Genomic DNA, 13,113 nt, shown 5'->3' on the forward strand with positions numbered 1-13,113 from the left:
AAAGGAATTATCTTATGATTTCTTACCCGTATTAAATCCAAACGGCACAACAACTTTAAAGCTGATATTGCGGCCCATATTAAATATACCAGGGCGCACACCTGCAGGCACTGTTGCGTTATCAAAATATTTTAACCTGCTCATGTTTGATTGATAGTTAACATTTGCAAGGTTGGTACCTTCAATAAATAATTTAATTACCGGTTGCCCTGCTTTGTTTACAATGTTACCACCAAAGCCGGCGCTTAGCAGGTTATAACCTGGCGTAGCAGTCTCGGTACCGTAGGCTGCAAAGTAACGGTTTTGGGCGCTGTAGTGATCAAAGCCTACAAAAACATACAAGCTTTTAAAGTCGCCAAAGCCACCGTTAAATGTACCGCGCAGTTCAGAGTGGGTGTGCAACGGGGGTATAAATGGCAGGTATTTTAAACTGTCGGCTACCGGGCCGCCGTTGCCCTTATTTTCGCCATAAGTTAAACTTAGCGCGTTTTCAAAATGCAGCCATGGTATAGGGTGCAAATCTACATTCACCTCGCCACCGTAAATACGCGCTTTACTTTGCACATAAGTAAATGTGGTATAACCTTGTGTATAAACCGGGCTTCCATCAGGATTTAAAACCTGCTGCTGGTAAATGTAGTTGGAGATATCGTTATTAAACACCTCCACACTGGCCGATATATTCGGGAGTGTTAAAAAGGTGCCAAGGTCTTCCTGTACACTGAATTCGGGTTTAAAGTTTTTATCACCGATGTGATAGATCTGCGAACCCGGATCTGGTCCGTTGGCCGAGATCTCGGCAATACTTGGCGCCCGGAAGCCCCTTGAAATATTACCTTTTACCAGGAATGCATTAGATACGTTATAGGTGGCCCCAAAGCTGCCTGATGCGCCCCTGAAGGTTTTACTAAAGGCTTCAAACTGGTTGGTAACATTTGGTGTAGTGGTTGGATTTGCTCCTGTGTATAATTGAGGAAATCCGTTGCTGCCCAAACTATCAACATAGGCAGCACTACTGGTAAACGACCGGTTATCATACCTTGCACCTAATGACAGATCAAGCTTTCCGTAGCTTTTCTTCACTACAAAAAACGGACCTACATCAAACTGGTGATAGGCCGGGATTGGAAAATCTGTAGCATCGCCGATAGTGTTATTTTGATACTGCCCATTAATGCCAAAAGTGGTTTCATAATCATTGCCGATACTGAAATTGTATTTAACATCATAGGTATAAGTAGTTAAATGAAGGTTTAACCCGGCAACATCACCAGCTTCGGGATGGGTATATTCGCGCCTGTGACTGTATTGATAACCCAGGTTTACAACCAGGTTCCCATCGCCCAACCTAAAGTTACTATTGTTATAGATGCGGTAGAGCTGCACATGCTGGTGCAACGTAGGGATAGTATATGAGTTTAACACGGATTGCGGAACGATAGGCCGGGAGGCATCATCCTCTGTAATCTGGCGGGTAAACTGGCGGGTAATTGAATCGCGGCTACCATCAGGGATAGATTGCTCATCATCAAAAACAGATGCATGCAAATATGATGTACCCCATGATTTATTTAGCCCTAACATAATACGGGCATCTTTTTCTTTATAGTTGGTGCCGTAAACGCGACCATCATGCTGGTTCTGGTAGTTTTTTCCTTCTTTGGCAGATACTACCGTCCCCCAAACAAAACCATTTTGATTGCCCTGAAGTCTGAATGATCCGTTCAATAAACCCTGGTTAGTGCCATAAATTCCTTGCACAGAACCTGCTATTGTACCTTCGGGAACTGGTGATGGTGATATTAAGTTAACAACCCCACCAATGGCATCAGAGCCATAGGTTAAACTGGCAGGCCCTTTAATTACCTCAACACGATCAACAGAATTTTGATCTACCTCAATACCGTGCTCATCGCCCCATTGCTGCCCTTCCTGGCGAATGCCATCCATCAGCGTGATAACCCGATTATAGCCAAGGCCATGGATAAAAGGTTTTGATACGTTTGGCCCGGTGGTAACGGCGCTTACGCCCGGCAGGGTAGCTATCTGATCAATAATATTACCAGAAGCAGCGCGCTGATCTAAATAAGTTTTCCCCACGGCTAACATAGGCACAGGGCTACGCTTTATTTCGGTGGCTTTACTTACACCGGTAATTATAACCTCGCCGGCCTCAACAGATGAAGTTTGCAGCTTTACATCAAATACGGTGGTTTTGGAAAAATCAACCCTTTGGTTGAGCGTTGAATAACCGATGTAACTTACCTGTACAAGGTAAATACCTTTAGGTATGTTGTTAAAAACGTACTTCCCGTTTGCATCGGTGATTGCACCTTTTCGCAGATCGGGAATAGTGATTGTAGCACCTATAATAGGCTTGCCATCGGCTTTATCTGTAATGATACCCGATAGGGTTCCGATAACATCTTCCGGCGTATTTTTAGTAGTTATAGTGGTGGCATGTGCCAAATAAGTAAAACCTATAAACAGCAATATTAAGAAGCTAATTAGCTTTAATTTCATAACGAATAAATTGTGGATCAATAAATACCGCCTTTAAAACGGCTCAGTTTGTAAAAAATTCTAACAGAATAGATTTGTTACGAAATTACAGGAGGAGCCCTGCCGGCTGCAAGCACAAGCGACATGCTTACAAAATCATAGTCGCAAGGTTTAAAAACATGCATTACTGCAAGTTGTGGAGTTGCATATAAAGGGGTATCAATTACTGCAAAATTGTGGTGCATGGCATCGCACATATCGCATTTCTCCTTCACGGTTTGCTGCGGATGGCTGTTTGTTACCAGTTCTGTTTTGGAGATGCCTTTTATAAGCTGGTGCTGGTGCGAATAAACCATATACTGACCTGCAATAAAGCAGATGAGCAACAGCCACGAATAAATAATATTTGATTTATTTTTCTTCACACTTACAACCTTTTTTAAGGTGCGGCACAAAAATAAGCAATAAAACCACATAATTAATGCAACATTGTAACAATTGTGATAAGTTGGTAGTGGATAGTTCATGGATCAAGGCAGCCTAAGTCGTGATTATTTGGGCATCACTCATTAACTATCAGGATGTTTACAGGTATTAGTTTACAGTAGCTTTATGTGTTTACATCATGTTATTAACATTTCGCCATGATCCATGAACTATCAACCATGAACTAACCCTATCTTTGCCCATATGAAACCTGCTGAAATTAATTTAAAGTGGACTGCACTGCAGGAACGCATTGCTGAAGATTTTGATAACGAAAAACCCGATATAAAGGTAATACTGTTTTTAATTGGTGTGCAGGAACTTGGCCAGGGACCGCGAAAGTTTAGCAAACGCCAAAAAGAAGAGTTGATGCATATAGCCAATTGCAAGCTGATGAGCATGATGGGTTTTTATGAACTGGAAGGCCTTGACCAGGATGGCTGGCCGCATTGGAAATTGATAAAAGTTATCCCCAACTACACGTTACTTGAGCAGGAAATGCTCTTGAAATCATTAATAATTAGTTATTTTGAGGAACAGGGAGTAGTTTAACTGCCAGGTTTGAATTGGGGGTGGGGTTGGTTAAATTACCTATTCTTTAAGTTTCTATAAATTCACACATTCGAAAAAACTTGGATCAGGTAACATGATGTACGTTTCCTGAATTTCAAAAAACTCTGTTTCAGCCAATGAAAAAGCTTTTTACAATAACACTGTTATTACTTACCCTTACTGCTACAGCCTTTGCCAAGCCACCGAAAAACCAATATGTACGCATCAGTACCAGTTATGGCAGTGTCATCATCCGCTTGTACAATGAAACCCCTTTACACCGCGATAACTTTATAAAACTTGCAAAAAAAGGGTTTTATAATGGCGTGCTATTTCACAGGGTGATCCAGAATTTCATGATCCAGGGTGGCGACCCCGATTCTAAAGATCCCAACAAAGCAAAACCCGGCGCCGAACTGGGTAATGGGGATGTTGGTTACACTGTACCGGCCGAGTTTAGAGATAGTTTGTTCCATAAGCGTGGGGTACTTGCAGCAGCCCGAGATGATAATCCTAAAAAAGCATCAAGCGGGTGCCAGTTTTATATTGTGGAGGGCAAACGCCTGAGCGACGCTAAAATGGATTCGCTGGAAAACGGTCGCTTAAAAGGTTACAAAATACCGGCCTGGCAGCGTGAATATTACAAAACAGTAGGTGGTACCGCTCAATTAGATCATGGTTATACTGTTTATGGCGAAGTAGTATCGAGCATTGACATGGTTGACCATATTGCTGCGGTGAAGAAAGATAAAAATGACCGTCCGCTGGAAGATGTACCCATGACCGTGGAGGTTTTGAGCAAAAAGCAATGCAAGCAGCTGGACAAGCTTTTGAGCCCAGGCCCCCCAGCCCCCTAAAGGGGGAGCGATATATTTGTGATAGGGCTCTTCAATCATTACAGATATAATTAATATTGCGCACAAAATATTTTACAATAATTTAAATCAAAAATTCCCCCTTTAGGGGGTTAGGGGGCATGAAAATAATCACTTATAACGTTAATGGTATCCGATCTGCAATAAGCAAAAACTGGCTGGCCTGGCTACAGGCTACCGATGCCGATGTAGTTTGCCTGCAGGAAATTAAAGCTACTCCCGATGTACTTACCGACCTTGGGCTGGTAGATCAGCTTGGTTACAAACACTACTGGTTCCCGGCCGAAAAAAAGGGGTATAGCGGTACCGCTATCTTCTGCAAACAAACACCAAAACATATTGAATATGGCTGCGGTATCCCTGATTTTGACCGCGAAGGCCGTTGCATCCGGGTTGATTTTGATGAAGTATCCGTAATGAGTGTATACTTCCCGTCGGGCTCAAGCGGCGATGAACGCCAGGTATTTAAGTATCGCTTTTTAGATAAGTTTGGCAAATACCTTACCTTGTTAAAGGTAGATCACCCTAAACTGGTAGTATGCGGCGATTACAACATTTGCCACCGCCCCATCGATATCCATAATCCAAAGTCAAATGCCAACTCATCCGGCTTTTTACCCGAAGAACGTGAGTGGATGGAGAAATTCATCGAAGGGGGCTTTATTGATACCTTCCGCCATTTGAACAAAGAACCACATAATTATACCTGGTGGAGTTTCAGGGCCGGCGCAAGAGGCAAAAACCTGGGCTGGCGTATTGATTATACCATGGCCAGTACCGAGCTGGAAAATAACATTAAAAGAGCCGCTATATTGCCCGAAGCCAAACACTCTGACCATTGCCCGGTTTTGCTGGAGCTGGAGTTTTAGCCCCCCGGCCCCCTGAAGGGGGAGCTTATAGGGCTTATTTCAAGTTCGGCATGACACCAAGAGACAAAAAAAGGAGGGTTTGTTTTTAACAAACCCTCCTTTTTTATATGCTAATCAAAAAATTCCCCCTTCCGGGGGTTGGGGGCTACCCCTTTACTCTTTCCACATATGCACCGGTTGCTGTATCAACCTTAACCTTATCACCAATATTGATGAATAATGGTACGCGGATCTCGGCACCGGTTTCAACTGTCGCGTTTTTTAGGGCGCCTGTTGAGGTATCGCCTTTAACGGCTGGCTCGGTGTAAGTAATTTCCAGTTCGGCAGATCCGGGGATGGAACCCATGATAGGTTCTTCGCTTTCAAAAGCTACTATTACGTTCATGCCTTCTTTCAAGAATTTAACCGCGGGGCCAAATAATTTTTTAGGTATGCTATGCTGATCATAAGTGGTGTTATCCATTACTACTAATGAATCGCCCTCGTCATATAAATATTGATAATCACTGGTTTCAACACGGGCAATATCAACCTCCTCGTCGGTACGAAAACGGTATTCAACCAATTTTCCTGATTTTACATTACGCATACGAGCCTGATAAAATGCACGCAAGTTACCTGGTGTACGGTGTAAAAATTCCTCTACCTGCACTAATTCGCCATTAAAGCGAAGCACATTTCCATTTTTAACATCTGATGCTTTGGCCATAAAATAATATTGAGGCGCAAAATTAGGAATTAGATATGAGATGTGGAATATGAGAGGTTAGATTTTTATAAAGGAGATAATCAGGTGGTTAGGGATAGGAATAAAGATAAAAAGAGCAAGGAATAAGGACAATGGGGTTGTTGGTAAACCTTTTATAAAACGTTATTGAATAATAAAATCCTGAAGACTTTGAAGGAGAATTGGCGCTTTAAAAAGTTTGTCATCCTGAGGAACGAAGGATCTATTCGCAAGCTCTACAGAGCGAAGAAGCATAGCGGCGTAGATCCTTCGTTCCTCAGGATGACAAAAGTTTTAGTCAATACATCACATATAGGATATATTTATAATATCAAAAATCTACAGCGTAGCAATATCAATCACGAAACGATACCGTACATCACCTTTTTGCATACGTTCATATGCAGTGCTGATATCTTTGATATCAATCATTTCAATATCAGATACGATGTTGTGTTCTGCGCAAAAATCAAGCATTTCCTGTGTTTCGGCTAAGCCTCCAATGCCAGATCCGGCAAGGCTTTTACGGCCACCCAATAAACTGAATGCCTCGATGCTGGCCGGTTCTGGTGGCACCCCTACGCAAATATGTACACCATTGGTTCTTAATAAAGACAGGTACATGTTAAAATCATGTGGTGCAGAAACAGTATCCAATATAAAATCGAATGAGTTTTTAGCGGCTTCAATCTGTTTAGGATCGCTGGTTACCACAAAATGATGTGCTCCCAATGCTTTAGCATCTGCTTCCTTGCTTGGCGAAGTACTTAAAACGGTAACTTCGGCGCCAAAGGCTACACCAAACTTAACGCCCATGTGGCCTAATCCGCCCAAACCCAAAACTGCAAGCTTATGGCCTTTTCCAACTTTCCAGTGCCTAAGCGGTGAGTAGGTGGTGATACCGGCGCATAACAATGGCGCGGTGGCGGCAAGGTCAAGTTTATCAGAAATATGAAGTACAAAATCTTCATTAACAACAATGCTGTTGGAGTAACCGCCGTAGGTAGGTGTTTTATGATCCTGCTCCAGGCCATTGTAGGTTTGCGAATTGCCATTTAAGCAATATTGCTCCAGGTCCTCCTTACAGTTTTCACATATCCTGCATGAATCAACCAGGCAGCCGGTACCGGCAAGATCGCCAACTTTAAATTTTTTAACATGATCGCCAACTTTAACCACCCGACCAACAATTTCATGTCCCGGTACCATTGGGAATATCCCGGGAAACCAGTCATTCTTTATCTGGTGAAGGTCACTATGGCAAACGCCACAAAATAAAATATCAAATTGCACATCATGCGCACCAACTTCGCGTCGCTCAAAATCCCATGGGGCGAGGTCGGTAGTAGGTGATTGTGCTGCATATCCTTTTACTGGTATCATAAGTAGTTTTTTGTTTTAGTAACTAAAGATACGGGAATAGATATGAGATATTAGCTGTGAGATTTCAGATTTCGCCCGGAAGTTGCTGAATTATGACAATAGCATGTGGAGGAATAAGATTAGATCAAAACTTCGACAAGACCGATTTTAACTTCTGCCTCAAATCTAACTCTTGTAATCAGATATGCTCAGCCGTTGTTTACAAAAGCCATACTCATGTTCCTGGTTTGAGCAGATGATAGTGAGGCGACCTGTTGCAAACTGTTCAACCAGGCTTAAATACCAATCCACACCCTGATGATCCAGGTTGGAGGTTGGTTCATCGAGCATCAGCATGGGGGTATCGGCACAAAAAGCCAGGATCAGCTTAAGGCGCTGTTTCATGCCCGATGAAAAATATTTAATAAGCTTATGCTCGCTTTTGGGCAGGTTTAGCAAATTGATCAGGTGCTTTTTATCAACACCTTCTTTGTAAGCTTTAAACTTAAAATGAAAATCAACCATTTCACTAAGCGTAAATTCCTCAATTACTTCCAGGTATGGGGCGGCAAGACTTAAATATTGAAATACCTTATCAATCTCGATCTGTTTTTCCTGAAATTCAAAATCAATAGTACCAATTGACGGGGAAAGACTGCCGTTTAAAATCTGTAGCAAGGTAGATTTCCCCGACCCATTTGGCCCAAGTATGGCATATGATTCACCGCTGGTAAACGTATGGTGTATCCCCCTGAAAATCCAATCGCGGTTAAAGCGGCGGCCAATGTTATTTAGGGTGATGGTCATGAGATGTCTGAATCAGAATTTACAGAATTATAGAATGGGCAGAATAGAGAATGTTGAACAAATTTACAGGATTCTGTTAATTCAAAAATCCTGTAAATTCTGATTCAGACAATTTAGCTATTCCCAAAACCCTTCATGATACCTCTTTGCGAATTTTGCAGGAAGTTGATGATTTCATCGCGTTCCACACTTGGTGTAAACTCGGCTTCGATGATGTCAAGGGCCTTACTTACATTATATTTTTTGAGGAACAGGATACGATAGATCTCCTGGATTTCATTGATAGTAGCAGCAGAAAACCCTCTGCGGCGCAAACCAACCGAGTTGATACCTACGTATGATAATGGCTCCCGACCAGCTTTGGTAAACGGCGGCACATCCTTACGTACCAACGATCCGCCGGAGATCATGCTATGCGCGCCAATTTCAACAAACTGGTGAACGGCTGATGATCCGCCAATAAAGGCGTAATCATATATATTGATATGCCCGGCCAATTGTACAGCATTGGCAATAATCACATTATCGCCGATAACACAATCATGTGCTACGTGCACATAAGCCATCAGCAGGCAGTTGCTGCCAATGGTGGTGGTATTTTTATCCAAAGCAGTACCACGGTTAAGTGTTACACACTCGCGAATGGTTGTATTGTCACCTATAGAAACAGTGCTTTGCTCGCCTTTATATTTCAAATCCTGGGGTGGCGCAGATACTACGGCTCCCGGAAATATACGGCAGTTTTTCCCTATACGGGCGCCATCCATGATAACCGAGTTGGAGCCTATCCAGGTACCCTCGCCAATTTCAACATCTTTATGGATAGTAACAAAAGGTTCAATCACCACATTATCGGCTATTTTAGCCTGTGGGTGTATATATGCTAAAGGCTGGATCATGCTTCTGTTCCTTTTACTTTTACAATTTGTGCCATTAATTCAGCTTCAACAACAACTCTGTCGCCAACCATACCTACGCCCTTCATAGTCGCAATCCCTCGTCTGATAGGGGCCAGCAGATCGCAAATATAAATAATAGTGTCGCCAGGTACTACTTTACTTTTAAAGCGGGCATTTTCTATCTTTAAAAACAGGGTCAAATAATTTTCCGGATCGGGTACCGTATTTAAAACCAGGATACCCCCGGTTTGTACCATACCCTCAATTTGCAGCACACCCGGAAATATAGGGGCGCCCGGGAAGTGACCTTTAAAAAACTCCTCGTTGATGGTTACATTTTTCATGCCCACAACGTGGCTTTTGGTCAACTCCAATATTTTATCTATCATTAAAAAAGGCTGCCTGTGCGGTAGCATACCCATAATTTCTACCGTATCAAATACCGGCTTGGCATTAGGATCATACACCTTAACCTGTTTGCGGCTTTTTTCTTTTTTAATTAATGTTTTTATTTTTTTTGCAAAAGCCACATTAGCAGCATGGCCGGGGCGGGCAGCCATAATGTGCCCTTTAAGCGGTACACCAACCAGGGCCAAATCGCCTATCATATCCAGCAGCTTGTGCCTTGCAGGCTCATTCTGGTGGCGCAATTCAATATTATTAAGTATTCCCTGCGGGGCTACGTTAATATCTTTACGGTTGAATAGTTTGGCAAGGTGGGCAAGCTCTTCTTCGTCCACTTCTTTATCAACAACCACAATGGCGTTGTTAAGATCGCCACCTTTAATCAAATCATGCTTTACCAACATCTCTAACTCATGTAAGAAGCAAAAGGTACGGCATGATGCAATTTCCTTTTTAAACTCACTTATGGTAGATATACTGGCATGCTGACTTCCCAACACCTGCGAGTTATAGTCAACCATACAGGTAAAACGGTAATCATCCAAAGGCATGGCCACCATTTCCACTTTGCGGTCGGGCTCAGAGTAATGAATATTGTAAGGGATGTGGTAATATTCGCGGTCGGCTTCCTGTTCAACCAGGCCAGTTTCCAGTATTACGTCAACAAACTGTATCGAACTGCCATCCATGATAGGCGTTTCGGGCCCATCCATATCAATTAGCACATTATCAACCTCTAATCCTACTAATGCAGCAAGTACGTGCTCCACTGTATTTACCGTAGCGCCGTTTTGTGAAATAGTAGTACCACGTGATGTATCTGTCACATTATCAACATCCGCATCAATTATAGGCGAACCGGGCATATCAACCCTCCTGAATTTATAGCCGTGATTTTCGGGTGCGGGGTTAAATGTCATGGTTACCCTTTGACCGGTATGTAGGCCGGTGCCCGAAACCGAAACAGGTGTTTTAATGGTTCTTTGTTTTACATTCATTTTTTGTAGCGTTCATTGGTTCATTTGTTCATTAGTTCATTGGTGAATAGTTCATTATTGCCATCAGAAAAGACCAATGAACTAATGAACCGGTGAACCAGTGAACGTTTACCGAACTATTGCCCCTTCTTTAATTCGATAATTATTTTTTCTAATTCGTTTATTCTTTTCTCCAACTCGGGCAGGCGGTTTATAACCACATTTGACCGCATATTGGCATTGTATGATGTAGCAGGAGTACCGGCCCATTTTTTACCTTCCTCGGTAATAGAGCGGCTAACACCTGATTGAGCCTGAAATTGTGACCGGTTTGCAATGTTGATGTGACCAACTAAACCCACCTGGCCGCCCATAATTACATTTTCGCCAACCTTAGTACTGCCTGATATGCCCGTTTGGGCCGCAATTACTGTATTAGCCCCAATCTCTACATTATGGGCTATCTGAATCAGGTTATCCAGCTTTACGCCCTTGCGTATTACTGTTGACCCCATAGTAGCCCTGTCAATGGTGGTGTTTGATCCTACCTCCACGTCATCTTCCAAAATCACGTTGCCTATTTGGGCAACTTTGGTATAAGTACCATCGGGATTGGGGGCAAAGCCGAAGCCATCACTACCAATCACCGCGCCCGAGTGCACCACAACGTTATTACCTATCACGCAATCAAAATAAACAGTAACACCCGAGAACAAGGTAACGTTGTTTCCAATGGTTACATTATCAGCGATGTTAACATTGGGGTATATTTTACAATTGTCGCCAATTTTGGCATTAAGCCCAATGTAGGCAAATGCTCCTATATAGGGTTCGGCACCAATTTGTGCAGATGGGTGGATAAAGCAAGGCTGTTCGATGCCTTTTTTATTGAGTTTGAAGGTATTATATTTTTCCAGCAGAACCGAAAATGAACTGTAAGCATTCTCCACCCTGATCAGGGTAGCGGTAACAGGCCCGGTAAGCTGCAGATCGTTATTTATAATAACTACCGATGCGTTTGTAGTATATAAGTACTGCTCATACTTAGGATTGGCCAAAAAAGAAAGACTGCCGGAAGTGCCTTCTTCAATTTTGGACAGTTGATGAACGGTTACCGAAGGATCACCTTCAACAGTTCCGTTAAGAAGAAAACTTATATCCTGGGCAGTAAATTGCATCGACAAATTTAAATGTTAAAATTAAAGCAGCAAATTAATTAGTGAGTATCAAGTAGTGAGTATCAAGTATCAAGTAGTTAGCATCAAGATAGCTGCATTGAAGCCCCCCAAAATCCTTATACGTGATACATTTATTAAGTAGTTAGTAACAAGACAGCTGCATTGCAGCGTCCAAAAATCTTGATACTTGATACTAACTACTTGATACTTCAACACTACTTGATACTTCAATTAACTCCTTACTATAGCAAAGTATATATTTTTTTACCGTTTTAGCTAATGCCTCTAAATTTGAGTTATCGCTTGCGGTTGTAATATCATGTACATGACCATCCTTCATCAATATGCCAATATTGCCATCGCCGGCAGTGTAGGCATTATTACGTATGGATGTAGTGAAAACAAAGTAACCTGCATCCTGCTCGCTTACGCTATATTTTTGCATCGCTTTTTTAATGAGCGAACTTACAAAGGCCTTATCCGGCCGTTTGTTGCTGATATCTACATGGTACAATTTACGCTGTATCAGGTTCTGTGATAAGGTTGATAATATAAAATCATGATGCCCGGCCCAAACCTTTACCGCGGCCATAATATCGGTATCATCCAAACCGGCAAAAGTATCCAGGTGATGATCTTCGTTCATGAAAGCATCCCTGCTGATGTGGCCTTTAATAAAATGTTTTAAAGCGGGTGTGGCAAACAGATCCTCGCCCTTTAAGGTAAGTTCACGGCAGCGTTTAAAAATTTTCACCAGTAATTCTTCACCGGCAACCACTGCTTTATGCAGGTAAACCTGCCAGTACATCAGCCGGCGGGCTATCAGGAATTTTTCTATCGAATAAATGCCTTTAGCATCTACCACAATAAGATCGTCCTTAACGTTCAACATTTTGATGATCCGCTCTGAGCTGATTACACCTTCTGATACACCTGTAAAAAAACTGTCGCGGTTAAGATAATCCAGCCTATCCATATCCAACTGGCTTGATACCATTTGATGCAGGAACCTTCGGGGGAAAGTATCATTAAAAATACTGATAGCCATAGTTAAACGCCCGCCAAATTGCTCATTAAGTTTATTCATGAGCATTGATGAGATATCCTCATGATCAATGCCTTCAATAATAGTACGCTCCAACGCGTGCGAGAACGGACCATGACCAATATCATGCAGTAATATGGCAATGGTAACCGCTTCCTCTTCCTCATCGCTGATGTTGTGGCCCTTGTTACGCAAGGTTTCAATAGCCATATCCATAAGGTACATTGCACCCAGCGCATGATGGAAACGGGTATGCAGCGCACCGGGATATACCAGGTGTGTCATTCCCAATTGCTTGATATACCTTAATCTTTGAAAGTAAGGATGCTCAATCAGGTCGAATATCAGCTCTGTTGGGATGCTGATAAAGCCGTAAACCGGATCGTTTATTATTTTCTTTTTATTCAATGGGATCAATAAAGTGCAAAA

12 protein-coding genes are annotated in these 13,113 nt (G+C 42.4%); 3 read left to right on the forward strand and 9 right to left on the reverse strand.

Going from position 1 to position 13,113, the window contains the following annotated elements; all coding sequences use genetic code 11:
- Positions 1–12: 12 nt before the first annotated feature.
- Together AC1DYB_RS07025 and AC1DYB_RS07030 are read right to left on the reverse strand one after the other, a co-directional pair.
- Positions 13–2,523, reverse strand: coding sequence for a TonB-dependent receptor (locus tag AC1DYB_RS07025; protein ID WP_477433567.1), 2,511 nt, complete (start codon positions 2,521–2,523; stop codon positions 13–15).
- A 77-nt stretch (positions 2,524–2,600) separates the two neighbouring features.
- Positions 2,601–2,927, reverse strand: coding sequence for a hypothetical protein (locus AC1DYB_RS07030; RefSeq protein WP_295721772.1), 327 nt, complete (start codon positions 2,925–2,927; stop codon positions 2,601–2,603).
- A 265-nt stretch (positions 2,928–3,192) separates the two neighbouring features.
- Here AC1DYB_RS07030 and AC1DYB_RS07035 point away from each other — a divergent pair, with 265 nt between their 5' ends.
- The 3 genes from AC1DYB_RS07035 to AC1DYB_RS07045 all read left to right on the forward strand — a co-directional run bounded on the left by AC1DYB_RS07035 (position 3,193) and on the right by AC1DYB_RS07045 (position 5,284).
- Complete coding sequence (locus tag AC1DYB_RS07035; RefSeq protein ID WP_295721774.1) at positions 3,193–3,540, forward strand: hypothetical protein; 348 nt, start codon at positions 3,193–3,195, stop codon at positions 3,538–3,540.
- Between the two features lie 137 nt (positions 3,541–3,677).
- Positions 3,678–4,397, forward strand: coding sequence for a peptidylprolyl isomerase (locus AC1DYB_RS07040; RefSeq protein WP_477433569.1), 720 nt, complete (start codon positions 3,678–3,680; stop codon positions 4,395–4,397).
- A 119-nt stretch (positions 4,398–4,516) separates the two neighbouring features.
- Positions 4,517–5,284: an exodeoxyribonuclease III gene (locus tag AC1DYB_RS07045; RefSeq protein WP_477433571.1), complete on the forward strand. Its 768-nt coding sequence runs from the start codon at positions 4,517–4,519 to the stop codon at positions 5,282–5,284.
- A 145-nt stretch (positions 5,285–5,429) separates the two neighbouring features.
- Here AC1DYB_RS07045 and efp read toward each other — a convergent pair whose 3' ends face one another.
- From efp to AC1DYB_RS07080, 7 genes are all read right to left on the reverse strand, one after another.
- Positions 5,430–5,993, reverse strand: a complete 564-nt coding sequence (gene efp / locus AC1DYB_RS07050) for an elongation factor P (protein ID WP_295721780.1) — start codon at positions 5,991–5,993, stop codon at positions 5,430–5,432.
- Positions 5,994–6,350: 357 nt separating this feature from the next.
- Complete coding sequence (locus tag AC1DYB_RS07055) at positions 6,351–7,394, reverse strand: NAD(P)-dependent alcohol dehydrogenase (protein WP_477433573.1); 1,044 nt, start codon at positions 7,392–7,394, stop codon at positions 6,351–6,353.
- A gap of 165 nt (positions 7,395–7,559) precedes the next feature.
- A complete protein-coding gene (locus tag AC1DYB_RS07060) occupies positions 7,560–8,180 on the reverse strand; it encodes an ABC transporter ATP-binding protein (protein WP_477433575.1) in 621 nt (206 codons plus the stop codon).
- 113 nt (positions 8,181–8,293) lie between these two features.
- The gene (gene lpxA / locus AC1DYB_RS07065; protein WP_295721786.1) at positions 8,294–9,079 is read right to left on the reverse strand and encodes an acyl-ACP--UDP-N-acetylglucosamine O-acyltransferase; all 786 of its coding nucleotides are present in this window, start codon (positions 9,077–9,079) and stop codon (positions 8,294–8,296) included.
- Positions 9,076–10,482 carry a bifunctional UDP-3-O-[3-hydroxymyristoyl] N-acetylglucosamine deacetylase/3-hydroxyacyl-ACP dehydratase gene (locus AC1DYB_RS07070; protein ID WP_295721788.1) on the reverse strand — a complete coding sequence of 469 codons (1,407 nt, stop codon included), beginning with the start codon at positions 10,480–10,482 and terminating at the stop codon, positions 9,076–9,078. Before AC1DYB_RS07070 ends, lpxA begins: the two co-directional genes overlap by 4 nt.
- A 116-nt stretch (positions 10,483–10,598) precedes the next feature.
- On the reverse strand, positions 10,599–11,639 hold the full coding sequence (lpxD, locus tag AC1DYB_RS07075; RefSeq protein WP_477433578.1) for a UDP-3-O-(3-hydroxymyristoyl)glucosamine N-acyltransferase: 1,041 nt from the start codon (positions 11,637–11,639) through the stop codon (positions 10,599–10,601).
- 193 nt (positions 11,640–11,832) lie between these two features.
- On the reverse strand, positions 11,833–13,092 hold the full coding sequence (locus AC1DYB_RS07080; RefSeq protein ID WP_477433580.1) for an HD domain-containing protein: 1,260 nt from the start codon (positions 13,090–13,092) through the stop codon (positions 11,833–11,835).
- Between the last annotated feature and the right edge of the window lie 21 nt (positions 13,093–13,113).

The organism is Mucilaginibacter sp. P2_A4, assembly GCF_056405015.1.

Excerpts from the sequence above, each read along its gene's own strand:
- efp (WP_295721780.1), bottom strand. The coding sequence starts at position 5,993 with ATGGCCAAAGCATCAGATGTTAAAAATGGAAATGTGCTTCGCTTTAAT.
- AC1DYB_RS07025 (WP_477433567.1), bottom strand. The coding sequence starts at position 2,523 with ATGAAATTAAAGCTAATTAGCTTCTTAATATTGCTGTTTATAGGTTTT.
- AC1DYB_RS07040 (WP_477433569.1), top strand. The coding sequence starts at position 3,678 with ATGAAAAAGCTTTTTACAATAACACTGTTATTACTTACCCTTACTGCT.
- AC1DYB_RS07035 (WP_295721774.1), top strand. The coding sequence starts at position 3,193 with ATGAAACCTGCTGAAATTAATTTAAAGTGGACTGCACTGCAGGAACGC.
- lpxD (WP_477433578.1), bottom strand. The coding sequence starts at position 11,639 with ATGCAATTTACTGCCCAGGATATAAGTTTTCTTCTTAACGGAACTGTT.
- AC1DYB_RS07045 (WP_477433571.1), top strand. The coding sequence starts at position 4,517 with ATGAAAATAATCACTTATAACGTTAATGGTATCCGATCTGCAATAAGC.
- AC1DYB_RS07060 (WP_477433575.1), bottom strand. The coding sequence starts at position 8,180 with ATGACCATCACCCTAAATAACATTGGCCGCCGCTTTAACCGCGATTGG.
- AC1DYB_RS07055 (WP_477433573.1), bottom strand. The coding sequence starts at position 7,394 with ATGATACCAGTAAAAGGATATGCAGCACAATCACCTACTACCGACCTC.
- AC1DYB_RS07070 (WP_295721788.1), bottom strand. The coding sequence starts at position 10,482 with ATGAATGTAAAACAAAGAACCATTAAAACACCTGTTTCGGTTTCGGGC.
- lpxA (WP_295721786.1), bottom strand. The coding sequence starts at position 9,079 with ATGATCCAGCCTTTAGCATATATACACCCACAGGCTAAAATAGCCGAT.